General features: G+C 71.0%; 23 protein-coding genes. 12 read left to right on the top strand and 11 right to left on the bottom strand.

The features are described from left to right. The first annotated feature begins 38 nt into the window (after nucleotides 1-38). Nucleotides 39-1,445, top strand: a complete 1,407-nt coding sequence (locus tag ACXIZN_RS00980) for a serine/threonine protein kinase (protein WP_457951946.1) — start codon at nucleotides 39-41, stop codon at nucleotides 1,443-1,445. 444 nt (nucleotides 1,446-1,889) lie between these two features. Here the strand turns inward: ACXIZN_RS00980 and ACXIZN_RS00975 are convergent, their stop codons facing one another. The 4 genes from ACXIZN_RS00975 to ACXIZN_RS00960 are packed head-to-tail and all read right to left on the bottom strand — an operon-like array spanning nucleotide 1,890 to nucleotide 8,252. Then, nucleotides 1,890-4,061 (bottom strand): transglutaminase TgpA family protein, encoded by a 2,172-nt coding sequence (locus ACXIZN_RS00975; RefSeq protein WP_457951944.1) that lies wholly within the window; start codon nucleotides 4,059-4,061, stop codon nucleotides 1,890-1,892. Further along, nucleotides 4,058-5,185, bottom strand: a complete 1,128-nt coding sequence (locus ACXIZN_RS00970) for a DUF58 domain-containing protein (RefSeq protein WP_457951942.1) — start codon at nucleotides 5,183-5,185, stop codon at nucleotides 4,058-4,060. Before ACXIZN_RS00970 ends, ACXIZN_RS00975 begins: the two co-directional genes overlap by 4 nt. Nucleotides 5,186-5,187: 2 nt before the next feature. Beyond that, nucleotides 5,188-6,141, bottom strand: coding sequence for an AAA family ATPase (locus ACXIZN_RS00965; protein WP_126734414.1), 954 nt, complete (start codon nucleotides 6,139-6,141; stop codon nucleotides 5,188-5,190). Continuing rightward, nucleotides 6,138-8,252, bottom strand: a complete 2,115-nt coding sequence (locus ACXIZN_RS00960) for a fibronectin type III domain-containing protein (RefSeq protein WP_457951941.1) — start codon at nucleotides 8,250-8,252, stop codon at nucleotides 6,138-6,140. Before ACXIZN_RS00960 ends, ACXIZN_RS00965 begins: the two co-directional genes overlap by 4 nt. 127 nt (nucleotides 8,253-8,379) lie before the next feature. Here ACXIZN_RS00960 and ACXIZN_RS00955 point away from each other — a divergent pair, with 127 nt between their 5' ends. Then, entirely contained in the window at nucleotides 8,380-9,696 is a 1,317-nt protein-coding gene (locus ACXIZN_RS00955; RefSeq protein ID WP_457951939.1) for a type VII secretion protein EccE, read from the top strand. Here the strand turns inward: ACXIZN_RS00955 and ACXIZN_RS00950 are convergent. Then, nucleotides 9,689-10,165 carry a TspO/MBR family protein gene (locus ACXIZN_RS00950; RefSeq protein WP_457951937.1) on the bottom strand — a complete coding sequence of 159 codons (477 nt, stop codon included), beginning with the start codon at nucleotides 10,163-10,165 and terminating at the stop codon, nucleotides 9,689-9,691. The two genes, ACXIZN_RS00955 and ACXIZN_RS00950, sit on opposite strands and share 8 nt — an antisense overlap. Before the next feature lie 86 nt (nucleotides 10,166-10,251). Here ACXIZN_RS00950 and ACXIZN_RS00945 point away from each other — a divergent pair, with 86 nt between their 5' ends. Beyond that, complete coding sequence (locus ACXIZN_RS00945; protein WP_457951936.1) at nucleotides 10,252-11,001, top strand: nucleotidyltransferase domain-containing protein; 750 nt, start codon at nucleotides 10,252-10,254, stop codon at nucleotides 10,999-11,001. An 82-nt stretch (nucleotides 11,002-11,083) separates the two neighbouring features. After that, on the top strand, nucleotides 11,084-11,209 hold the full coding sequence (locus ACXIZN_RS00940; RefSeq protein ID WP_007031507.1) for a hypothetical protein: 126 nt from the start codon (nucleotides 11,084-11,086) through the stop codon (nucleotides 11,207-11,209). A gap of 305 nt (nucleotides 11,210-11,514) precedes the next feature. Here the strand turns inward: ACXIZN_RS00940 and ACXIZN_RS00935 are convergent, their stop codons facing one another. Next, nucleotides 11,515-11,703 (bottom strand): hypothetical protein, encoded by a 189-nt coding sequence (locus ACXIZN_RS00935; protein ID WP_457951934.1) that lies wholly within the window; start codon nucleotides 11,701-11,703, stop codon nucleotides 11,515-11,517. 62 nt (nucleotides 11,704-11,765) lie between these two features. Further along, entirely contained in the window at nucleotides 11,766-12,380 is a 615-nt protein-coding gene (locus ACXIZN_RS00930) for an HSP18 transcriptional regulator (RefSeq protein WP_457951933.1), read from the bottom strand. A gap of 104 nt (nucleotides 12,381-12,484) precedes the next feature. Between ACXIZN_RS00930 and ACXIZN_RS00925 the strand changes: the two genes are divergently transcribed. The 3 genes from ACXIZN_RS00925 to ACXIZN_RS00915 all read left to right on the top strand — a co-directional run bounded on the left by ACXIZN_RS00925 (nucleotide 12,485) and on the right by ACXIZN_RS00915 (nucleotide 14,192). Next, the gene (locus ACXIZN_RS00925; RefSeq protein WP_192742836.1) at nucleotides 12,485-12,925 is read left to right on the top strand and encodes an Hsp20/alpha crystallin family protein; all 441 of its coding nucleotides are present in this window, start codon (nucleotides 12,485-12,487) and stop codon (nucleotides 12,923-12,925) included. A 95-nt stretch (nucleotides 12,926-13,020) separates the two neighbouring features. Beyond that, nucleotides 13,021-13,401 carry a DUF6292 family protein gene (locus ACXIZN_RS00920; RefSeq protein WP_457951931.1) on the top strand — a complete coding sequence of 127 codons (381 nt, stop codon included), beginning with the start codon at nucleotides 13,021-13,023 and terminating at the stop codon, nucleotides 13,399-13,401. A 53-nt stretch (nucleotides 13,402-13,454) separates the two neighbouring features. After that, entirely contained in the window at nucleotides 13,455-14,192 is a 738-nt protein-coding gene (locus tag ACXIZN_RS00915; RefSeq protein WP_457951929.1) for a maleate cis-trans isomerase family protein, read from the top strand. Here the strand turns inward: ACXIZN_RS00915 and ACXIZN_RS00910 are convergent. After that, nucleotides 14,182-14,967 (bottom strand): SigB/SigF/SigG family RNA polymerase sigma factor, encoded by a 786-nt coding sequence (locus tag ACXIZN_RS00910; RefSeq protein WP_457960433.1) that lies wholly within the window; start codon nucleotides 14,965-14,967, stop codon nucleotides 14,182-14,184. The genes ACXIZN_RS00915 and ACXIZN_RS00910 overlap by 11 nt on opposite strands. A gap of 195 nt (nucleotides 14,968-15,162) precedes the next feature. On the opposite strand from ACXIZN_RS00910, the gene ACXIZN_RS00905 reads away from it, so the two are divergent. The 3 genes from ACXIZN_RS00905 to ACXIZN_RS00895 are packed head-to-tail and all read left to right on the top strand — an operon-like array spanning nucleotide 15,163 to nucleotide 16,948. After that, the gene (locus ACXIZN_RS00905) at nucleotides 15,163-15,495 is read left to right on the top strand and encodes a plasmid stabilization protein (protein ID WP_457951927.1); all 333 of its coding nucleotides are present in this window, start codon (nucleotides 15,163-15,165) and stop codon (nucleotides 15,493-15,495) included. A gap of 11 nt (nucleotides 15,496-15,506) precedes the next feature. Continuing rightward, nucleotides 15,507-16,643 (top strand): aminotransferase class I/II-fold pyridoxal phosphate-dependent enzyme, encoded by a 1,137-nt coding sequence (locus ACXIZN_RS00900; protein ID WP_457951926.1) that lies wholly within the window; start codon nucleotides 15,507-15,509, stop codon nucleotides 16,641-16,643. Continuing rightward, nucleotides 16,577-16,948, top strand: a complete 372-nt coding sequence (locus ACXIZN_RS00895) for an Orn/Lys/Arg family decarboxylase (RefSeq protein ID WP_457951924.1) — start codon at nucleotides 16,577-16,579, stop codon at nucleotides 16,946-16,948. The genes ACXIZN_RS00900 and ACXIZN_RS00895 overlap by 67 nt, the downstream gene beginning before the upstream one ends. Here the strand turns inward: ACXIZN_RS00895 and ACXIZN_RS00890 are convergent. Beyond that, nucleotides 16,945-17,289: an STAS domain-containing protein gene (locus ACXIZN_RS00890; protein ID WP_457951922.1), complete on the bottom strand. Its 345-nt coding sequence runs from the start codon at nucleotides 17,287-17,289 to the stop codon at nucleotides 16,945-16,947. The two genes, ACXIZN_RS00895 and ACXIZN_RS00890, sit on opposite strands and share 4 nt — an antisense overlap. Nucleotides 17,290-17,374: 85 nt before the next feature. Between ACXIZN_RS00890 and ACXIZN_RS00885 the strand changes: the two genes are divergently transcribed. Further along, nucleotides 17,375-17,752, top strand: a complete 378-nt coding sequence (locus ACXIZN_RS00885; protein ID WP_126734427.1) for a VOC family protein — start codon at nucleotides 17,375-17,377, stop codon at nucleotides 17,750-17,752. An 86-nt stretch (nucleotides 17,753-17,838) separates the two neighbouring features. Continuing rightward, nucleotides 17,839-18,621 carry a GAF and ANTAR domain-containing protein gene (locus tag ACXIZN_RS00880; protein ID WP_457951920.1) on the top strand — a complete coding sequence of 261 codons (783 nt, stop codon included), beginning with the start codon at nucleotides 17,839-17,841 and terminating at the stop codon, nucleotides 18,619-18,621. 63 nt (nucleotides 18,622-18,684) lie between these two features. Here ACXIZN_RS00880 and katG read toward each other — a convergent pair whose 3' ends face one another. Next, on the bottom strand, nucleotides 18,685-20,919 hold the full coding sequence (katG, locus tag ACXIZN_RS00875; RefSeq protein WP_457951918.1) for a catalase/peroxidase HPI: 2,235 nt from the start codon (nucleotides 20,917-20,919) through the stop codon (nucleotides 18,685-18,687). 25 nt (nucleotides 20,920-20,944) lie between these two features. Next, a complete protein-coding gene (locus tag ACXIZN_RS00870; protein WP_457951916.1) occupies nucleotides 20,945-21,370 on the bottom strand; it encodes a Fur family transcriptional regulator in 426 nt (141 codons plus the stop codon). Between the last annotated feature and the right edge of the window lie 100 nt (nucleotides 21,371-21,470).

Here is a 21,470-nt window from a genome sequence, read left to right as displayed (position 1 = left end):
GTACTCCGGATCCGGTCTTCTTGCGCGACAATGGGGTCATGAGCATCGAGACAGGAGTCGGCGGACCGAGGCTGCTCGCCCAGGGCCCCATCGCCACCGTCTACGCGGGCCGGGATCCCGCCAGGGGTAACGACTTCGCGATCAAGATGTTCCCCGGCGCCTTCGACCGCGAGACCTCCGCGTGGCTGGAACGCGAGCGGAAGGCGCTGGCCGCCGTGCGTCCGACGCGCTCGGTGCTGCAGATCGACGACGTCCTGACCGACGCGGGCGGCCGGTCCGGCATCCGCCGCGAACTGTGCCCGGGTTCACTCGCCGGTCTGCTGGATTCCGGGGCCAGGCCGGGTGTTCCCGACGTACTCGCCCTCGGCGCCGCGATCGCGTCGGCGCTCGCCGCGGCGCACGGCGCCGACGTGCTGCACGGCGGGGTGACCCCGCACAACGTGCTGTACCGCGCTTCCGGCGAATTCGTGCTCGCCGACTTCGGGGTGGCGCTGCGGCGGCGATTCCCGCGCGATCCGATGTACGCGGTCGAGTACACCGCGCCGGAAACCCTGCGCGACGACACGCTTTCCCCCGCGTCCGACCTTTATGGACTCGGCGCGGTGCTCTACGCCGCGTTGACCGGGACGCCGCCTTTTCCCCGGCACACCGGGCAACAGCCCGGCGAGCGGATCCTCCAGGTGCTGCGGGAACCGGTCGCGCCGATCCAGGATCCGGGCGTCCCGAGGGAGCTTTCCGCCACGATCCTCCGGTTGCTGGCCAAGGAACCGGCCGACCGGCCGCAGGACGTCGCGTCGCTGGCGCGGTTGTTCACGAAGCTGCGGCAGCCCGGCGGCGAAGTCGTCACCGCGGAACCCGTCGACGTACCGGCCGAAGAGGAAGACGCCGACGTCGAGTTCGACGACTTCGCCGTGGTCCAGCAGCAGCCCGCGGCCCCGTCACCGGTCCAGGTGGTGCAGACGCCGCCTTCGGGCGGCCGGACCCTGATCCGCGAGTTCAGCGGCCCGCTCAAGACCGAGCGCCGGCTCCCCTGGAAGCCCGTCGCGCTCGCGGGCGCCGGAGTGCTCGCCGCCGGGCTGGCCGTGGTGCCGCTGGTTCTCGGCCCGGCGGAGATCGGCGGGCAGGCCGTCCCGGTCGCGGCCGCGATCCCGCCGCCCGCACCGGCTTCCGCACCGGCACCGGACGTCAAACTGGCGCTCGCCCCGCCGCGGGACCAGAGCGATCACGTGCAGCTGAACTGGACCGCGGAAGGCGAACTGGACTTCGTCGTGATCATGGCGGGCGAGCGGCTCGAGACGAAACAGCTCGTCGCCCACCGCCAGCGCAGCCTCGACGTCCCGGTCGACCCGGCGCGCCGGTACTGCTTCCAGCTCAGGGCGACCGACGGCCGCCACATCTACATCACCGAGCCAATCGCGATCCGCGGCGCCCGCTGTAACCCGTGAGCCGAAGGGCGCTTTCCCAGCCGTGTCGCGAAAGCCACTTTCGGGACGTCTGATGTCCCGAAAGTGGCNGGAGGACGCCACGCCGGACAAGCTGTTCAACGATCCGGAGCACGACCGGACGCGGCGGTTCCTCAAGGCGGTCATCGACCGGGCTTGAGGCTCGGCTGTGCATGTCGCGAAAGCCACTTTCGGGACGTCTGATGTCCCGAAAGTGGCTTTCGCGACACCTCTCGCGGGCCGTGCGGGGGGCGGCCCGAGCCCTGTCGTGAGTGAAAAAGGAGCGTTAGAACGACCTTTACCACTCACGACCCCCGGGCCAAGCAGCACAAAGGCCCCGAATCGGGCGCCATTCCCGCGCAAAGCAGTCCCTTATGGACAGTCAAGGGTTCGCCATGCCTGGGTGAGCGCGAGGCCGCCACCCACGACATCCGACCAACCCGTCCTTCAGCCCTCTTTACGCCCCTTGACCGGCACCAGGGTCCGCGGCTCGAGTGCCGCCAGCACCCGAGCCGCGAACGGTCTGGTGGCCAGGCCCCGGCGTACCTCGGCGACCTCCTGCCACGCCCGCCGGACCGCGCCGTCGCCCACCGGGACGCCGGACCACAGCGTCACGTCCAGCACCTTGGCCAGCCGGGCGACCGGCTCGCGGATCCTTTCCCCGGCGAGCGATCCGGCCGATTCGGCGAGATCGCGCGGGGTCATCCCGATCCGGAACGGCACCCCGTGCGCGCGCAGCCGGTCGCGGATCTCGTCCCAGGCGCCGAGCACGCCTTCCTCACCGGACCGGCGGCGGCGCCTTCGGGCGCGGATCACCTTCGCCACCGGAACCCCCACCAGCCACAGGAGTCCGAAAAGGACGATCGTGCCGACAAGGGCGGGCCACCACCAGCTCACCCCCGCTTCCGCGCTCTGGTCTTCGGCGGAGTCCGGCTGCGTGCCCGGCGGCAGCTGCGGCGGCCGCAGCTGCTGTTCGGCGGGCAGCTGGGCCCTCGCCTTGGCGACCGCCTTACCGGGACCCGCCTGGTTCCGGCTCGATCCCACGGCCGCGGCGGTGGGATCGAGCGCGACCCAGCCCGCCCCGGCGACCGCGACTTCGGGCCACGCCAGCACATCGCGGTTCCGGACGACGTGCGTGTCGCCGTCTTTCTCGGCATTGCCCCGGAATCCGACCACGAGCCGCGCCGGGATACCGCTCATCCGCGCCAGGACCACGTACGCGGCGGCGAACTGCTCGCTCGTCCCCCGCTTGCTCTCCAGCAGGAAGTGCCGGAGCTGCGGCCAGCCGTGCCCGGTCGGCAGATCCTCCGTGCCCGTCGCGACCTGGTAGTTCGTGCTGAGGAACCGTTCCAGCTGCAACGCGGATTGGAACGTCGGGCGCAGCCCGCGCACGGCGTCCTTCGCCACCTGCTCGACGTCGGGCGGCACCGTGCCGAGTCCGCCGAGCCCGCCCGGTGCGCGCGCGTCGACTTCGCCGGCACCGAGATCGACCTCGGGCGAGGACCAGGTGAGCCGGTAGTCGCGCACCGAGGTCGTCGACGGCGATTCCAGCATCAGCGTGCCCGCGGCCTGGTCGACCAACGGGGTCACCCCGTCCACCCCGGTCAGGTCCTGATGACTCGGCAGCCAGGGGCCCGAAAGCCCGCGCACCTCGAGTTCGGCGCTGCCACCCGCACCGCCCGGAGCGCCCTCCAGACCCGCGCCGAGCCGGTGGAGCCGGGAATCGGACAGCCAGTTCGCGCCGTCGAAGCCGTTGAGCACGATCAGGCGCCACTGGTCGACCGGGGTGTCGCCGCGGTAGCGGAACACCTCCTCGCCGGGCTGGATGAGCCGCTGGGCGATCTCGTCCAGCGGGTTGCCGACCCTGCTCCTCGGCGGCGGCGCGGCCTGGGTGTCCTTGAGCGTCAGCGGATCCCGGCCTACCGGATCGAGCGCGGCGAACGCGACCGACCCGGCGACCAGTGCGACCACAGTGGACAGTGCGGGCCAGACCGCCGATCCCGTCACCCGCCACGAACGCGGCACGCCGGGTGCCCGGCTCACGGACCGGACGCGTCGCCCCGACCACAGCAGGAGCCCGGCGGGCAGCGCGTACCCCAGCGCCGCCGCCACCGCGACGAGTCCCGTCGACGCCTGGTACGCCTGCGCGAGCCCGGCGACGGCCAGGCTCGGCACGAGCGCCACGAGCGGTTTGCCCAGCCGCAGCAACACTTCCAGCCCGAGCACGACGGCGAGCAGCACCGACAGCGGGACGAACAGCAGCTGTTCGGGGACCGGCAGCGCCGGCCAGGTGGACTGCAACGTGAGCCGCCAGCCCTCGGTGAAGCCGCGCGCCAGCCCGCGCAACGAAGCGCCGGTCGGCAGCGCGGCGAGCGTCGTCGACGTCAAGACCGTCTCGATCAGCCCGAGCAGACCGAGCACCGCGACGAGCAGCGGCCGATACGGCGTCAGTTTGGGGAACCTCGCGGTCAGTTCGACGCAGCCGTACGCGACCAGGACGACCACGAGCACCGGCACGAGCAGTTCCGCCCAGCCGAACACGGGCGCGAACAGCAACCCGGCGACCCCTGTCGCGCCGAGCAGCCCGGCGACCGCGAGCCGATCGAATCGGGCGCTCATGCCTTCCCCGCCAAGGAGTTCCATTGGGCCGCGGCACCCGCGGCGTCGACCGCGACGATCAGGCCGCCGGAGCCCGCCGACGGCCTGAGGTCACCGAGCCGGACCACCGTGTCGGGCCGCCAACGGGCCGCGTGACCGAGATCGGCGTCCGGGCCGGTGATCACCACGAGCACCCCGCCGGGGCGTTCGCCGGCGGCGAGCGCCGAGGGCAGCAACGGGGCGTCGTCGGCCGCGTCCTGCGTGACGAGCGCGAGTTCGTCCAGCAGCGTCCTCGCCGCGCGCACCCCGCTGTCGGTCAGCGTGTCCGCGCCGGCGGAGGTGATCAGGCGGCAGTGCTGCCCCGACGACGCCGACGCGTAGAACAGGGAGGCCGCCACCTCGACGGCCTCTTCGAAAACGGCGGGGGTCATCGACGCGGGCCGCGTGTCGAGCACGGTGGTGAACCGGGGCTGGGCGGGGTCGGCGTACTCGCGCACCATGAGCCGTCCGGTCCTTGCCGTCGCCTTCCAGTGCAGATGCCGGACCTCGTCGCCGATCACGTACTCCCGCACCGCGCGCAGATCCGCCGAACCGCGCAGCGGCGGGTCGGTGATCGGGCCTTCGTGGTGGTGTCTCGGGTGCCCGGCCTGCGCCGCGCGCACCGCGTGCCGTCGCGGGTGCACCCACAACCACGCGGAATCCCCGACGGTCGAGTCGCCGCGGGCGAGATCGAACAGGTCGGGCCGGTGCACCACGAGCGGCCCGACGCGCAGTTTCCCGCGTGTCGTCGTCGGAAGCTCGTAGTGGTACGTCGCTTCGGCGCCGGGCGCGAGCGGGCGGACCCGCAGGCGGTGCGTTTCGTTCCCGATCCCGTCCCCCGCGGCGAAACCGCCGTGCCGCCGCGAGCCGGTGTTGCGCACGACGAGCGAGGCCAGCGCGGGTTTCCCCCGTTCGACCCGGTCCGGCTGGACGGTCCGGCCGATCTCCACCCGCGGCCGGAACCTGGTGGTGACCAGTGCGATCAGCACCGCGCCCGCGGCGATCCCCGCGATGGCACGGAAAAACGTGTACCCGGCCAGTTCGCCGAGGGCGTAGGACCCGGCGGCGAAGGCCAGCACGATGACGCCGCGGCGGGTGAGCCGCACGCCTACCTCCCCATCGCGGCCATGGGAGCGGCCGTCGCGCCCAGGAGTTCGTCGACGATGTCGGCGGTCCGCCGCTGGTTGAGTTCCGCGTCGGCGGTCAGCACGAGCCGGTGGTCGAGCACCGGATGCGCGACGTCCTTGACGTCGTCGGGGGTGACGAAGTCGCGGCCGAAGGTGGCCGCGAGCCCCTGCGCCGCACGGATCAGCGCGATGCTGCCCCGCGGGCTCGCGCCGTAGCGGACGTCCGGATGAGACCGGCTCGACGCGGCCAGCCGGACCGCGTAGTTGACGATTTCCGGTGCCAGATGGGACTTCCGGACCTCGTCGATGACCGACTGGACGTCGGCGATGCTCAGCACCGGCTTGAGCTCGTCCGGCGTCACCCCGGCGCAGTCCCCCATGACCACGCGCATCTCGGATTCCACATCCGGGTAGCCGACCGAGATACGCATGAGGAACCGGTCCAGCTGCGCCTCGGGCAGCCGGTAGGTGCCCTCCAGTTCGATCGGGTTCTGCGTGGCCACCACGAGGAACGGCCTCGGCACCGCCTGGCCGACCGAATCGACGGTGACGCGGCGTTCGGCCATCACCTCCAGCAGCGCGGCCTGCGTCTTCGGCGTGCCCCGGTTGATCTCGTCCGCCAGCACCACGTTGGCGAAGATGCCGCCGGGGTGGAACTGGAAGCGTTCGGCGTTCTGGTGGTAGACCATCACGCCGGTGATGTCGCCGGGCAGCAGGTCGGGGGTGAACTGGATCCGGCTCCACCGGCCGCCGATGCTGGCGGCGACACAGCGCGCGATCGTCGTCTTCCCGACGCCGGGCACGTCCTCCATCAGCAGATGTCCCTCGGCGAACAGCGCCGCCACGGTGAGCCGGACGACCTCCGGTTTGCCGCGCACCACCGATTGCACGTTCTCGGCGATCTGCTCGTAGGCGACCCTGGGTGTGAGCGTCACAGAATTTCCTTTTCCTTTCGTCGGCGCAGGCCGACCAATGCCAGCGGGCCGAGCCACAGGAGCGCGCCGCCGTTCACCGTGGGCACACCTCGCCAGGTGTCCGAGGCGGTACCCGCGGAGGTCTTGACGGTCGCCGTGATCGTGATGGCACCGACCCAGGCGACGCTGGGGATGGTCAGGGTCGTGGCCCCGGAACAGGCCGTCGGCTTGGTCTCGCTGAAGAACTCGGCCGTGCAGGTCGCGGGAACGCCCTTCCCGTCGACGTTCACGGAAACGTACAGGGCGCTGTCCTTACCCCGGACCTGGGTGATCGTGATGGTCGGCGGCCCCGAGGCCACCGGCACGGTGATCTTCCGGCTGCCGGTGGCGCCGTTGACCGCCGCTCCCGAGCCGAACCTCGTCACCGCGCGGACCGTGACGGTCGCGGTGCCGGTGACCCCGGTGAAGTTCGCGGACGTGCCCGAAACCGTGCGCTGCCCCTTGCCCGTCACGCTGACGAGGTAATGCACCAGGGTGCCGCCGCGGAGGTCGGGCTGGGTCCAGCTCACCGAAACGTTCCCGGCGGCGGTGGCGTTCGCGGTGACGGCGGGCGCGCCGGCCGGCCGGTTCGCGGGTCCTGGGATGACCGCCTTGGCGCTGGCGCCCGGACCGACCCCCGCCGAGTTCTCCGCGATCACGGTGATCACGTACGGGGTTCCGTTGGTCAGCCCGGAAATCGTCGCCCCTCGTGACGATCCCCCGACTCGCATGGAGCCTCCGGTCCAGGTCACCCGGTAGCCGGTGACCCGCGCGCCGTTGTCCGCGGCCGGGCTCCACGAGACCTTGATCGAGCCGTCCCCGGACGTCGCGCCCACCTTCCTCGGCGCGCCGGGCGGAGTCGCCTTCGCCACCGGTGGGGGCGGTGCCTGCTGGGTGTTCGGCGGAGCCTGCTGCCGCTGCGGCGGCGCGGGCTGGTCCCCGGGCGGTTCCGGATCGGCCGACGGCGCGCCCGCGGTCTGGCTGCTGGCCGCCTTGTCGACGTCGACGTCGACCACCGTGCCGTCGTCGCCGTTGACGACCAGCACGTGCGAGCCGTCGGAGCTGTCGACGTAGATCCGGTTGTCCTCGCCCTTGGCCAGCCTCGGCGCCGTTCCCTGCCCCGGCACCTTCGTGGTGGACCGGAGCTTGCCGGTGACGTCGTAGGTCAGCACCTCGCCGCGGGTCTCGTCGACCATGGCGACGACGTTCGACGAGGAGAGCGGGCCGTTGAACCGGCTGCCCTTGGACAGCTCGACCGAAATCGGCTTCGCGGACGGGCGGTCCTCGTCGAGGCCGCTGATGTCGATGAGGTGCAGCTGGTTGCGCTCCGGGTCGGCGATGGCCAGCCGGTCGCCGACGGCGCTGTTCGCGACCTGCGCCGACGGCGAAAGCTTGATACCGAGCGGAAGCGCGTCGCCGAGCCCGTCCGGGCCGACGCGGTGGAGGCTGTCGCCGGTGGTGTCGAGCACGACCGGCCGGTCGCCGACGAGCGTGAGCCCGCCGCCGTGCCCGGGCGGGAGCTGCGCGGGGCAGGCCATGACGGCGGCGCCCTTGGGCAGCTCGCAGACCGACCCGTTGTCGACACGGTGCGTCCACACGGTTCCCTCGGTCGTCGCGACCGGCCGGGACAGTGGCCCCCCTGCGGGCACTGTCGCGGCCGGGTCCCCGAGCCGCACGATCTGGCCGGCGTTGCGGTAGACCAGGTACGGGCCGCCCGCGATCTCCAGCACGAACGGCGTCTCCGGCGCGGGCGGCGGCACGGACTCCTCCACGCTCAAGGTCGCCTTGTCGAACTCCGTGATGCGGTTCCGCTCGACCACGTAACCGGAACCGTCCCCCTGCGCGACCTGGCTGCCGTTCGCCCCCGGCACGTCCGCGCGCGCGTCGACGCGGTTCGTCGAACCGTCGACGTGGAACGCGGACTGCGCCGCGTCGTTGTAGACCCAGTGCCCGACCTGGACGAACTCCAGCCGTTCCGGGGTCGCCGCCTGTCCGGTCACGGCGAGGCCGACCAGCGCCAGGCAGCCCGCGACCACCAGCGCCACGGCCATCCGCGTCCTGGCCACCGCGCTGAACCGCTTCTCGGTGTTCACGCGATCAAGCTAGAGAGCGACCATGAAATTTCGATGAAACAGCCTGTCGCGGCCTCGCGGTCGCTTGTCATCGAAACCTCATGTTCGCCGGGGACGCTGAGGCGACACGGCTTGAGGAGGCACGACGATGACCGATCTCGGCGCGGCCAGGACGGGCGGGCGGTACCAGGCGCCGCCTCCACCGCTTCCCCAAGCGGGGCCTGCCGTCCCGCGGACCGCGGCCACGCCCGACCCGCTCGCCTACGCCGCGCCCGCCGCGCGGGCCGCCGCCCGTGAGGCCGCGCTGGCCGCGCTCACCGCCGCTCGCCAGGCGGAGCAGCGGCCGCGGGGGTTCGCGGCGGTGCCCGTCCCCGCCCCGATGCCCGGTGCGCCACGGCCGAATCCACCGGAGCCCGCCCCAGCGCGGCGTGCCGGCCGGTTCGGAAGGATCGGGGTGCCGCAGATCGTCTGCTGGCAACTCGTCCTCGTCGCGCTCGTCCTGGTGGCGGGGCGGCCATGGCCGCTGGCTGCCGCGGTGGTCACCGCCGCCGTGGTGGTCCTCGCGCTGACCACCGTCCGGATCCGCGGACGCTGGCTCTACGCCTGGCTCGGTTCGGCGTCCGGCTATCTGACGCGTGACCGCGACCGGGATCTCCGGAACGCCGGCGAGGCCGGCCGGGCGCTGCTGCGCCTGCTGTCGCCGGAAGCGACGGGGACCGCCGGCGAGATCGGCGACGAGACGGTGTTCATGGTCAGCCGCGCCGACGGGATCACCGCTGTGCTGCAACCGAAACCGGCCGCACGCGAGCTGCCGATGCCGTCGCCGCTCACGTTGCTGCCACCTGCCCGCGAACAGGCGTCGGACGTCGCCGCGCAGGTCATCCACCACGTCGGCGCGGACCGTTCACGGCCGCCGCGGGGCTGGGTCGCGTTGCAGGCGCTGCGCACCGTCGACGTCCACCGCGACGCGGACGTGCGGCAGGCGCTCGGGAACACGGTCCGGCGGGTGCGGCGGCAGCTCCGTCGCGCGGGCCTGCCGGTGCGGGCGCTCGCCGAAAACGAGGTCCTCGGCGTACTCGCCTCGCTGGCGCATGTCACGGCCGGCCGGGCGCGTATCCGCGAGGACTGGCGGTACTGGCACAGCGGCCCGATCTGCCAGGCGACGTTCCGCCTCGACGGCTGGGACGCGCTTTCCCCGGTGCTCACGGCGGATCTCTCGCGCCGACTGCTCGCCGCCGCCCCCGGAGCCGCGGTGACGCTCGCCGTGACCGCCCGCCGGGGCGCCGCCGGGACCGAACCTCAGGTCAGCGCCTCGATCCGGATCGCCGCCGCGGGGACGCACGCGGTGGAACACGCGGTGCGGGACCTGGAACTCGCCGCCCGCCGGGGCGGGCTCACCCTCGACCGGCTCGACGGCAGGCACGCCAAGGGAGTGGCCGCCACGCTGCCGCTCGGGGTCAGTTGAGCACGACGATCGCGGCGGTGAGCGCGGTCGCGTACAGCGTCCAGGCGAGGTACGGCACCAGCAGCGCGGCCGCAACCCGCGAAGACCGGCGGAAGTACAGGGCGGTGACGACGATCGCGGCGTCGAGCAGGACGATGTCGGCGAGGGCCACGCCGTAGGCGCCTGCAGCGAAGAACAGGGGCGTCCACGCGGCGTTCAGGGCAAGTTGCACCGCGTACCAGGTCAGCCCCCGGCGTTCGCCACCGGACTTCCAGTACAGCCAGCCGGACACCGCGATGGCGAGGTACAGGACCGTCCACACCGGACCGAACAACCACGCGGGCGGCGCGAACGACGGCAGGTCGAGTCCACTGTAGACAGTTCGGGCACCGGACGCGGCGAGGCCGCCGACGAGCGCGACCACCGCGACCGCGACCAAGAACGGGAGGAATGCCAGCGGCGCGCGGAATCGTCCTGGGATCGCGGTCATCCTTCGAGCGTAAGGCCGGGAACTCGCTCTCGCGCGCTCAAAACCGGTCGCGTCCGGGCGGGCCCGCCCCTAAACTCGTCCGCGCGATGAACGACGACGCCTTTCTTACCCACGTGGCCGACACTCTGGCCGCACTTCCCGCGGTGCACGCCGTCACCCTCGGCGGGTCACGCGCGCAGGGCACCCACGGCCCCGGCAGCGACTGGGATTTCGCCGTCTACTACCGCGGCGGCTTCGACCCGGCGGACCTGCGGGCCGCCGGCTGGGACGGCGAGGTCTCCGAACTCGGCGCGTGGGGCGGCGGCGTGTTCAACGGCGGCGCCTGGCTCACGATCGACGGCAGGCACGTCGACGTCCACTACCGCGACCTCGGCTCCGTCGAGCATCATCTCGCCGAGGCCAGGGAAGGCCGGTTCCATTGGGAACCGCTGATGTTCCACCTCGCGGGCGTCCCGAGTTACCTGCCCGTCGCCGAACTCGCGGTCAACCGGGTGCTGCGCGGCGACCTGCCGCGGCCGGACTACCCGGAAGCGTTACGGGAAACGGCCCCGTCGATGTGGCGAGGCCGCGCCGGCCTGACCCTGCGGTACACCCGCGGCGGCTTCGTCCCGCGCGGACAGGCCACGGAGGTCGCGGGCGCGCTGGCCACCGCCGCGATGGAGACGGCGCACGCGGTCCTCGCGGCCCGCGGCGAATGGGTCACCAACGAGAAACGGCTGCTGCTGCGCGCGGGATTGCGCGAGATCGACACGGTCGTCGCGGGTTTGCGCGCGGATCCGGACGCCCTCGCCAAGGCGGTGGACGACGCGGAGGCGCTGTTCCGCGCGGCTGCCTGAGCCCTGTGGCGCGCGTCACGGAATGACGGGCGATCTTCAGCGCTACAGAGAGATAAGACCCGTTCCGTACCGAGGGAGTGACATGTCCGCCACCGCCACGCCGGAAGAAACCGCTCTGGCCGTCCCCGCACTCGACGACTTCGACTTCCCGCTCACCGATGGTGCCGCGTGCCGCATCGACGACCCGGACTGCGAAGCCTGCCAGTAGGGTTGCCGCCCCGAGTGCATGAAGGACCCCTTCACGTACTCGGGCGCACCTGGGGGCGGTTGGTGACCGATGTCGCGAAAGCCACTTTCGGGACGTCTGATGTCCCGAAAGTGGCTTTCGCGANTCCTCACCACTCACGAGACCAGAGCCATTCGGTACCGGGGTTCCGCTGGGTGCTGGGCTTGCCGGACCCTGCACCGTCCTGGTGATCATGTCGCGAAAGCCGCTTTCGGGACGTCTGATGTCCCGAAAGTGGCTTTCGCGACATCCGCACCAGCACCCACGAACCACCGCGACCAGGCGCGTCAGTTCACTCGCCCGTCCACGGCCGCCACGATGAGCGCGGCGCACCGCTTGACCGGCAGGCCCCGTTCCCGCGCCATCGCTTCGAGGGCCGCGTGCGCGGCGCGCCCGTGCAACCCTTCCGCGGCGAGCACTTTCAGCGCCAGCTCGACGACGTCGGCGGCCGGCTGGGAATCGGGTCGGACCAGCATCGAAGACCTCCGGCTCACTCAGCGGACGGCAGCGGGTACCCGCCCCGCGCCGTGTTCACACCTCACCGTGAAGAGTGACGATCCCTCCGGTCGTCGACGGCGGACCGCCGGACCTGTTCGGTGTGCATGCCGATCTCACCCAGCCGTTCGGCGAAGCCGGTGTGCTCGCGGGGCAGATGGGCGCGCAGGTCGGCCAGCGGCGCCAGGAGACCGGTGACGTCGTCCTCGCCGAGCACCGCGTTCAGCCTTTCGGCGCTTTCCCTCGCCTTGGCGTTCAACCCGTCGAGCGCGCCCGCCTGGCCTGCCAGCTGCCGCAGGATCGCCGAGTTGCGCCGCGCCCACTCGGCCACCGCGCGGTCACCCGCCCGCCGGTCGCGTTCCGCGTCGACCCGCGCCTCCCCCGTGCTCTCCCCGCCGTCGGACGGCCGCAACCGCAGGAACCGCCGCTCCGCCGCCTGACGGCTCGCGACCCCCAGCGCGGGGGCGAGCGCCGTCCAGCTGGTGCCGCCCGCGCGAGCGGCCGCGATCAGTTCCGGCTCCCAAGCCGCCAGCTGCTCACGGACGGCCTTCAACGCGGTCAGCGCAGCCAGGAGCCTCTCCGGTTCCGAGACGCCGGAGCGGGCCTCGGCCACGACTTCGCGCACGGCGCGCACGGTCTGGGCGGGGTCTTCGTCCATGGTGTCATCCAATCGACGACTTGATGGTTGTCATCGTTTCGATGACATGTTAGAACAGTAGCGCGTGTTGACACCAGAGACGACGACCCAGGAGGTGGAACCCGATGTTGATGCGCACCGACCCGTTCCGCGAACTGGACAGGCTGACCCAGCACATGTTCGGCGCCGCGAATCCGGGCACCTGGTCCAAGCCGGCCACCATGCCGATGGACGCGTACCGCGAAGGCGACGAGTTCGTCGTCTGCTTCGACCTCCCCGGCGTCTCCGCCGACGCGATCGAGCTGGACGTCGAACGCAACGTCCTGACCGTCAAGGCGGAGCGGCGGCCGTTCGCCGGGAAAGACGTCCAGATGCAGGTCTCCGAACGTCCGCTCGGCGTGTTCTCCCGCCAGCTGTTCCTCGGCGACGCGCTCGACACCGACCACATCGCGGCCGGCTACGAAGCGGGCGTGCTGACCCTGCGCATCCCGATCGCCGAGAAGGCCAAGCCCCGGCGCATCGAAATCACCGGTTCCGCGTCCGACCGCAAGGAGATCCAGGCCTGAGTGGCCCGTCCGGTGCGGGCCCGCGCCCCCTCCGGTGCGGGCCCGCGCCCGCACCGGACGAGGCCGGGGAAGAAGGGAAGTCCTCGTTGCTCACCATGCCTGTCCGTCACCCGCACACCCGCGACGCCGTGTGGGGGTATCTCGCCGAAGTCACCGGGGTCCTCGGCGTCGGCCTCGAATCCTGCACCGTCGACCACGACAGCCCGGTCTCGGCGTACGTCGCGCTCGACGAGCGGCTCCCCACCCATCCGGAGCGCGACGTCGCCCTGCTGTGGGACGAGATCCACGGCTGGGCCGTGGCGATCGAAACCCACTCCGGCGAGGACCTCATCGTCCTCCGTTACCTCGGCGGGAAGACCGCCACCCCGCGCCCTGCCCAGGTCGCGCGTTTCCTCACGGCCGTCCGGGAGGACGACCACAGCGTCGGGCAGCTCACTCCGCCGGATTTCGGCGTCGTGCCCGCCTCGCACGAGTGACCGCGGCTCGCGTCGGGTACCCCCGAAGGGCTTCGACCCGGAAGGAGTGAGCCGTGACCAGGATCGGCCTGCTGTACCCGACGCGGGACTGCGGTGAGGACGATTTCCTCGCCCTGGCGGGGAAACTGAGTCCGGATCTCGCCGTGGACTTCGCCTATGTCCCGTGGGGAGCCGACATCGGCCGCGTCGAAGACCTCGACGCGGCCGGAAAACACGAGGCCGTCCGCGAACTCGGCGCACCGGGCCGTCTTGTGAGCGCCGCACGGTTCGATACGGCGCCGGACGTCGTCAGCTGGGCCTGTTCCAGTTGCAGCTTCACGCGCGGCCTCGACGGCGCGCTCGAACAGTCCCGTGTGCTCGGCGAACGGCTCGGCGTCCCCGCGCGCAGCACTTCGTTGGCGTACCTCACCGCGCTCGCCCACCTGGAGGCCGGGCGCGTGGCGCTCGCCTCGGTCTATCACCGCGACACGACCGCGACTTTCGCCGGTTTCCTCGCGGAGGCGGGCGTCTCCACCGTTCATTCGGTCTCCGCCGACGCGCCTTCGGACCGGGCGCTCGCGGCGTGGGACGGCGACCGCATCACCGAACTCGCCGCGGCGGCCGATCACGACGAGGCCGAGGCGCTGCTGATCCCCGAAACGGCCCTGCACACGACGCCGCTGCTCGCAGACCTCGAAACGGCCCTCGGCAAACCAGTCCTGACGGCCACCGCCGTCACCCTCTGGGATTCCTTGCACTCACTGGGAATTCCGCCGGCCCGGCCGGGACTCGGCGCGTTGTTCAGCCGCTGAGCCTGCCGCGCAGGTCCTGCAGGATCTTCGTGAGCAGGCGGGAAACGTGCATCTGGGAGATCCCGATGCGTTCGGCGATCTGCGACTGGGTCATCCCGTCGAAGAACCGCATCGCGACGATCGCCCGCTCCCGCTCCGGCAGCTTTTCGAGCAACGGGACCACGGTGTGCCGGTCTTCGATGTGCTCGAAACGGGAATCCAGTTCTCCCACCACATCGGACAGCGGAAGCGAACCCTCGCCGTCGTTGACCGGCCGGTCGAGGGACGACGTCTGGTAGCTGTTCGCGGCGAGCAGCCCTTCGCGGACGGTGTCGACGTGCACGTCGAGATGCCCGGCGAGTTCGGTGGGGGTCGGCGCGCGGCCGAGGGTCTGGGTCAGTTCCGTGGTCGCCCGCGAAAGCCGGGTGCGCAGTTCCTGCATCCCGCGCGGGACGTGGACCGCCCAGCCGGTGTCACGGAAGAACCGCCGCACCTCGCCCATCACCGTCGGCACCGCGTACGCCAGGAAATCCCCGCCCTGCCCCGGATCGAACCGGTCGACGGCCTTCATCAGGCCGATCCGCGCCACTTGGATCAGGTCTTCCCGCGGCTGTCCTCGTCCGCTGAACCGGACGGCGATGTGCTCGGCGATCGGCAGCAGTTCGAGGATCAGGCGTTCCCGAAGACGTCCCCGTTCCGGGTGACCGGCGGGCAGGGCCGCCATCTCGTCGAACAGGGGACGGCAATGGGAGTAATCGTCCTTGCGCCGCGTACGGCGGGCGCGAGGGGCCGGCATCACGTCTTCCCGCAGGACGACGTGATCGATGTCTTCCATGAGCGACGTAGCGTTCACCAAAGTCACCTCTCCCCGTGTCGCCGTATCGATACCCGGCGAGCGGAATCGGTAAACATCGCCCCTGCCTGGACGGGTGATCTTGCGATTGACCGGTGGGCCGAACGGGTATCCGCAGGTCACGACGAAGGAGGAACCGTGCCTGAACAGAGCTGGAGCGGCAAACGCGAACGTCAGTACGAGCACATCAAGTCCTCTCAGAAGAAACGCGGCGCGAGTACCGGCCGCGCCGAGGAGATCGCCGCACGCACAGTGAACAAGAACCGCGCGCAGTCGGGTGAGTCCAAAACCGCGAGCAAGAGTTCGACCAAGGACAAGTCGCCGCAGAAACGCGGCGGTCAGCGGTCCGGCAACCGGCAGGGTCCCGGCGGGCCGACCAAGGACCAGCTCTACAACGAAGCGAAGAAGCGCAATATCAAGGGCCGGTCCAGCATGACCAAGAAGGAACTGCAGAACGCGCTCGGCCGCTGATCGGAGACAGGATGGACCACTCGCGCGCACCGGTGCTGGAAGCCATCGACGCCTACCGCCGCGCGGGCGGGCTCGCCTTCACCCCACCGGGTCACAAACAGGGCCGCGGCGCGGATCCGCGCGTGCTGGACCTGCTCGGCCGTGACGCGTTCGCGTCGGATCTGCTGACCCTCAACGGTTTGGACGACCGCAGGATGTCGCGCGGCATCCTCAGCCAGGCGCAGGAACTGATGGCCGACGCGGTGGACGCCGAGCACACCTTCTTCTCCACCTGCGGGAGTTCACTCTCGGTCAAGAGCGCCATGCTCGCCGTCGCCGGGCCGGGGGAACGGCTCCTGGTGTCCCGCAACGCCCACAAATCGGTCATCGCCGGGCTGGTGATCAGCGGTGTGCACCCGGTCTGGGTCCGCCCCCGGTACGACGAGGAGCACCATCTCGCGCATCCTCCCGGCCCGGAAGAGGTCGGAGCCGCGCTGGCGGACGCGCCCGATGTCAAGGGCATGTTGCTGATCACCCCGACCGATTACGGCACCTGCGCCGACATCCGCGGTGTCGCCCGTGCCTGCCATGCCGTGGACAAGCCGTTGATCGTCGACGAGGCGTGGGGTGCCCACTACCCGTTCCACGACGACCTGCCGACCTGGGCGATGGACGGCGAAGCCGACCTCTGCGTCACGAGCACGCACAAGATGGGCGGCGGGCTCGAACAGGCGTCGGTGTTCCACCTGCAAGGCGAGCGGGTCTCCCCGGACGTGCTCAAGGCCAGGGAGGACCTTCTCGGCACCACGAGCACTTCCGCCCTGCTGTACGCCTCCCTCGACGGCTGGCGCAGGCAGATGGTCGAGCACGGCGAGGAACTGCTGGGCGACGCGCTGGCGCTGGCCGCCCGCGTGCGGGCGAAGATCGAAGACATCCCCGGCCTGCGCGCGCTCGCCGGGGAATTCCACCCGCTCGCCTTCGAACACGACCCCCTCAAGATCGTGATCGACGTCGCCGGGCTCGGCATCACCGGTTACCGGCGGCCGACCATCTCGCCGAACGTCATCTGCACACCGGGTTGTCCGACCACCGGCGGATCGCGGTGCAGGTCACCCACGCCGACGACGAGGACACGGTATCCGCCCTGGTACAGGGCCTGCGCGGACTGACCCGCCACGACTTCGAGCGGCGGCAGGCGGTCGACCTTCCCTCCGCCGCCGAGCTGACCCTGGAGATGCGGATGCTGCCCCGCGACGCGTTCTTCGCCGACGCCGAGCATGTGCCGCTCGACAAGGCCGAGGGCCGCGTGAGCGCGGAGATGGTCAGCCCCTACCCGCCGGGGGTCCCGGCGATCGCTCCCGGCGAGGTGTTCACCGACGCGATCATCGATTATCTCCACACCGGCGTTCGTTCCGGCATGTTCATCTACGACGCCGCCGATCCCGAGCTGGGCACGGTCCGCGTCGTCGCTTAGGAGCCGGTCACCTTCAGGGTCGGCAGCAGACCGGTGAGCTCCAGTGCCCGGCGCAGGACCTTCGACGGCGCGAAACTCAGGTCGATCCCGGCTTCCTGGCAGTGACGATGCAGTTGCACCAGCACGGAAAGGCCCGAGGAATCACAGAAGCCGACGCCGGTCATGTCGATCACCGCGGCGCCGGGGCAGTCGGCCAGCAGCTCGAAGAGCTCGGCGCGGAGCCGGGAACTGGTCGCGATGTCGATGTCACCCGCCACCTCGACGGTGATCGCTGCTTCCGAGCGGGCCGCCTCGACCACGACGAGAGGAGCGGCTTGCCCGGCTTCGGTATCGATCGCCATTCCTCGACGGTAGAAGGGCGCGGACGGGACCGCAACCGTCGCACGGGACGGTCCGCTCCGGACAAAGGCGGGCTATCCTCGCCGTATGGCCTGCCGTATCACCGAACTCATCCTCGACTGCGCCGACCCGGTCCGGATGGCGGCCTTCTGGTGCGAAGTGCTCGGATACGTCGAAATCGGCAAGGACGGCGAAGACATCGAGATCGGGCCGCCCGGCGTCGGCTTCGGCGGACCTCAGCCGACGTTGATCCTGAGCCGCAGCGACGATCCGAAGCCGGGCAAGCTGCCCCTGCACATCGACGTGAACCCCACCGACCGCGATCAGGACGCGGAACTGGAGCGGTTGCTCGCCGCCGGGGCGCGGCCCGCCGACGTCGGCCAGACGGGGGAAGAGTCGTGGCATGTGCTCGCCGACCCCGAGGGGAACGTGTTCTGCCTCCTCCGTGCCCGGGTCGACCCCTGAGCCACTGTCCACATCGGACTCTCGGTTGGCGGACGACGCCGCGGGGTACCCGGTGAGGGACGGCGGACACGAGTGGATGGTCAGTGATGGCGGACGAACGACTGTGGCAGCGCGACAAGGCCGGTTTCGGCTCCGGCGAGGACACGTCGGCCGGCCCGCTGGCCGAGCAGTTCGTCGAACTCACGCGCCTGCTGCTGGCGGCCTCGACGCCTGCCCAGGTACTGGAGCAGGTCGTCGACGCCGCCTACCGGGTCGTCCCGGGCGCGGACCTGGTGTCGGTCACCCTGCGCGCCCCGGACGGGACCTTCCACACCCCCGTCTGGACCGGTGAAGTGGCGCTGGCGCTCGACCAGGTGCAGTACCGCGCGGGTACGGGGCCCTGCGTCGACGCCGCCGACAGCGAAAGCCCTGGTTACATCCGCAGTGAGGATCTGAAGGCGGAGAAGCGGTGGCCGGACTTCTGCCGGGCCGCCGTGCGGGAGGGTTACACGGCGATCCTGTCCACCGTGATGGTGCCCGACGCGCCCCCGCCGAGGGTGCCCGGCGCGCTGAACATCTACAGCCGCCGCCCCGGGGCGCTCGATTCGCGAGCACAGGACACCGCGTTGCTGCTCGCGACCCACGGCTCACTCGCGCTGGCGGCCACGAAAGCCGTGAGCCGGGCGGACCTGGAGTCGAGTCACCTCCGGCGGGCCGTCGAATCGCGTGACGTCATCGGGCAGGCGAAGGGGATCCTCATGCAACGCCGCGGCCTGACCGCCGACGAGGCCTTCGACCTGCTGCGCCGCACCTCCCAGGACCTCAACGTCAAACTCGCCGAACTCGCCCGCACCCTGTCCACCCGGCACACCGAACTCGACGTTCCGTGAAGCGCGTGAAGGCCCCCTTCCCTCGGCTGAGCCGAGGGAAGGGGGCCTTCACGCGCAAGGACCTCAGGCGAGGTCGAACCGGTCCAGTTCCATGACCTTGGTCCAGGCCTTGGCGAAGTCGGCGGCGAACCGCTCGCGCGCGGCCTGCCCCGCGTAGACCTCGGACAGCGCCCTCAGCTGGGAGTTGGAGCCGAAGACCAGGTCGACCGCGGTGGCCGTCCACTTCACGTCGTCCGTGGTGACGTCCCGGATCTCGTAGACGTTCTCCTCGGACTCCGACACCTTCCACCTGGTCCCCGGCGAGAGCAGGTTGGTGAAGAAGTCGTTGGTGAGCACGCCCGGCCGGTCGGTGAAGACCCCGTGGCGGGTGTCGCCGGCGGTGATTCCGAGCGAACGCAGGCCGCCGACGAGGACGGTCATCTCCGGGGCGGTCAGGTCGAGCATGTAGGCGCGCTCGACGAGCAGGACCTCCGGCTGCAGCTTCTCCCCGGGACGCAGGTGGTTGCGGAACCCGTCGGCACGCGGTTCGAGCAGCTTGAACGACTCGACGTCGGTGTCCTCCTGCGTGGCGTCGGTGCGGCCGGGGTGGAACGCCACGCTCACCTCGGTGCCGGCGTCGCGCGCGGCCTTCTCGACGGCGGCCGTGCCCGCCAGCACGATCAGGTCGGCCAGCGAGATCTTGGCGCCACCGGCGTCGTTGAACTCGCGCTGGATGCCTTCCAGCGTCGCCAGGACGCTCCTGAGCTCCTCCGGCCGGTTGACCTCCCAGTCACGCTGGGGCGCCAGGCGGATCCGGGCACCGTTCGCGCCGCCGCGTTTGTCGGTGGACCGGAAGCTCGCCGCGGAGGCCCACGCCGTGCCGACCAGCTGGGCGACCGTGAGCCCGGATTCGAGCACCTTCGCCTTGAGGGCGGCGATGTCGGCGTCCCCCACGAGCTCGTGGTCGACCTCCGGCACCGGGTCCTGCCACAGCTGCGGCTCGGGGACCCACGGGCCCAGGAAACGGCTGACCGGGCCCATGTCGCGGTGCAGCAGCTTGTACCAGGCCTTGGCGAAGGCGAGGGCGAACTCGTCCGGGTTCTCCAGGAAGCGGCGCGAGATCTTCTCGTACGCCGGGTCGACGCGCAGCGCCAGATCCGTAGTGAGCATGGTCGGCTTGTGCTTCTTGGCCGGGTCGTGCGCGTCCGGGATGATCGCCTCGGCGTCCTTGGCGACGTACTGCTTCGCGCCGCCGGGGCTCGTGGTGAGCTCCCACTCGTAGCCGAAGAGGATCTCGAAGAACCGGTTGCTCCACTGCGTCGGCTTGTCGGTCCACGTCACCTCGAGACCGCTGGTGATCGTGTCGGCGCCCTTGCCGCTGCCGTGGGTGCTCAGCCAGCCGAGGCCCTGCGTCTCGAGCGGCGCCGCTTCGGGCTCCGGGCCCACGTGGTCGTCGGCGATACCCGCGCCGTGGGTCTTGCCGAAGGTGTGCCCACCGGCGATGAGCGCGACGGTCTCCTCGTCGTTCATCGCCATCCTGGCGAAGGTCTCCCGGATGAAATGCGCCGCCGCTGCCGGGTCCGCGTTGCCGCGGGGGCCCTCGGGGTTGACGTAGATGAGCCCCATCTCGGTGGCGCCGACGTCGGGCACCATCTCGGAGTCGCCGGCGTAGCGCTCGTCACCCAGCCAGGTGTCTTCCGGACCCCAGAAGATCTCCTCGGGCTCCCAGGTGTCCACCCGGCCGAAGCCGAAGCCGAAGGTCTTGAACCCCATCGATTCCAGCGCGACGTTCCCGGCGAGCACGAGCAGGTCGGCCCACGAGATCTGCTGGCCGTACTTCTCCTTGACCGGCCACAGCAGCCGCCGCGCCTTGTCGAGGTTGGCGTTGTCGGGCCAGCTGTTGAGCGGGGCGAAGCGCTGCGCGCCGTCTCCGGCGCCGCCACGGCCGTCGTGGATGCGGTAGGTGCCCGCGGCGTGCCAGCTCATCCGGATCATCAGGCCGCCGTAGTGGCCGAAGTCGGCGGGCCACCAGTCCTGCGAGGTGGTGAGCACCTCGACGATGTCCCGTTTGAGGGCCTCGACGTCGAGTTTGGCGAATTCCTCGGCGTAGCTGAAGTTCTCACCGAGCGGGTCGGCCTTGGGCGAGTGGGCGTGCAGCACCGACAGGTCGAGCTGGTTGGGCCACCAGTCCTTGTTGGTGCGCGGGCGGCCGCCCGTCTTCGGCGTCGGCGAATCGATCGCCGGGTTCTCGCTCTCGCTACCGTGCGCGGTCACGGAGTCGTGGGCCACGGGGCAGCCCTTCTCCGGGGTGTCACTCAATTTCTTTCCTTCCGGGCAGGCGAATTCATCGCTGGACGGGTTCGGCCGCGCAACCGGGGCACAGGCCCCAGTAGACGACCTCCGCCTCGTCGATCACGAATCCGTGATCGTCCGAGGCGGCGAGACAGGGGGCATGACCGACGGCGCAGTCGACGTCCGCGATCGCGCCGCAGTTCCGGCACACGACGTGGTGGTGGTTGTCCCCCACCCGGGTCTCGTAGCGGGCGAGCGCGCCCGCCGGCTGGATACGCCGGATCAGCCCGGTTTCGGTGAGCGCCCGCAACACGTCGTAGACCGCCTGGTGGGAGACCGTGGGCAGGTCGGCCCGCACCAGCGCTATCACCGTTTCGGTGTCGACGTGCGGATGATCGCGCAGCGCCGCGAGCACGGCCAGCCGGGGCCGAGTCACGCGCAGCGAAACCGCTCGCAGCTGTGCCTCGAAGTCGGACATCACCATGGACCATAAGAGCGTTTTTGGAACCGGTCAAATCAAGGCCCCCCGAGGAGTGACGTCCGGTTTCGGAGGGGGCGGCTCCGGGTAGCCGGAGGCA

It is taken from the genome of Amycolatopsis sp. TRM77291, assembly GCF_054166285.1.
The sequence above is the reverse complement of the archived record's forward strand: the minus strand, read 5'-3'. Positions and strand labels throughout refer to the sequence as shown.

Bases quoted from the DNA above. Each gene is read 5' to 3' on its own strand.
- ACXIZN_RS00980 (WP_457951946.1), top strand. From the start codon at position 39: ATGAGCATCGAGACAGGAGTCGGCGGACCGAGGCTGCTCGCCCAGGGC.
- ACXIZN_RS00975 (WP_457951944.1), bottom strand. From the start codon at position 4,061: ATGAGCGCCCGATTCGATCGGCTCGCGGTCGCCGGGCTGCTCGGCGCG.
- ACXIZN_RS00955 (WP_457951939.1), top strand. From the start codon at position 8,380: ATGACCGATCTCGGCGCGGCCAGGACGGGCGGGCGGTACCAGGCGCCG.
- ACXIZN_RS00950 (WP_457951937.1), bottom strand. From the start codon at position 10,165: ATGACCGCGATCCCAGGACGATTCCGCGCGCCGCTGGCATTCCTCCCG.
- ACXIZN_RS00945 (WP_457951936.1), top strand. From the start codon at position 10,252: ATGAACGACGACGCCTTTCTTACCCACGTGGCCGACACTCTGGCCGCA.
- ACXIZN_RS00940 (WP_007031507.1), top strand. From the start codon at position 11,084: ATGTCCGCCACCGCCACGCCGGAAGAAACCGCTCTGGCCGTCCCCGCA.
- ACXIZN_RS00935 (WP_457951934.1), bottom strand. From the start codon at position 11,703: ATGCTGGTCCGACCCGATTCCCAGCCGGCCGCCGACGTCGTCGAGCTG.
- ACXIZN_RS00930 (WP_457951933.1), bottom strand. From the start codon at position 12,380: ATGGACGAAGACCCCGCCCAGACCGTGCGCGCCGTGCGCGAAGTCGTG.
- ACXIZN_RS00925 (WP_192742836.1), top strand. From the start codon at position 12,485: ATGTTGATGCGCACCGACCCGTTCCGCGAACTGGACAGGCTGACCCAG.
- ACXIZN_RS00920 (WP_457951931.1), top strand. From the start codon at position 13,021: ATGCCTGTCCGTCACCCGCACACCCGCGACGCCGTGTGGGGGTATCTC.
- ACXIZN_RS00910 (WP_457960433.1), bottom strand. From the start codon at position 14,967: ATGCCGGCCCCTCGCGCCCGCCGTACGCGGCGCAAGGACGATTACTCC.
- ACXIZN_RS00900 (WP_457951926.1), top strand. From the start codon at position 15,507: ATGGACCACTCGCGCGCACCGGTGCTGGAAGCCATCGACGCCTACCGC.
- ACXIZN_RS00890 (WP_457951922.1), bottom strand. From the start codon at position 17,289: ATGGCGATCGATACCGAAGCCGGGCAAGCCGCTCCTCTCGTCGTGGTC.
- ACXIZN_RS00885 (WP_126734427.1), top strand. From the start codon at position 17,375: ATGGCCTGCCGTATCACCGAACTCATCCTCGACTGCGCCGACCCGGTC.
- ACXIZN_RS00880 (WP_457951920.1), top strand. From the start codon at position 17,839: ATGGCGGACGAACGACTGTGGCAGCGCGACAAGGCCGGTTTCGGCTCC.
- ACXIZN_RS00870 (WP_457951916.1), bottom strand. From the start codon at position 21,370: ATGTCCGACTTCGAGGCACAGCTGCGAGCGGTTTCGCTGCGCGTGACT.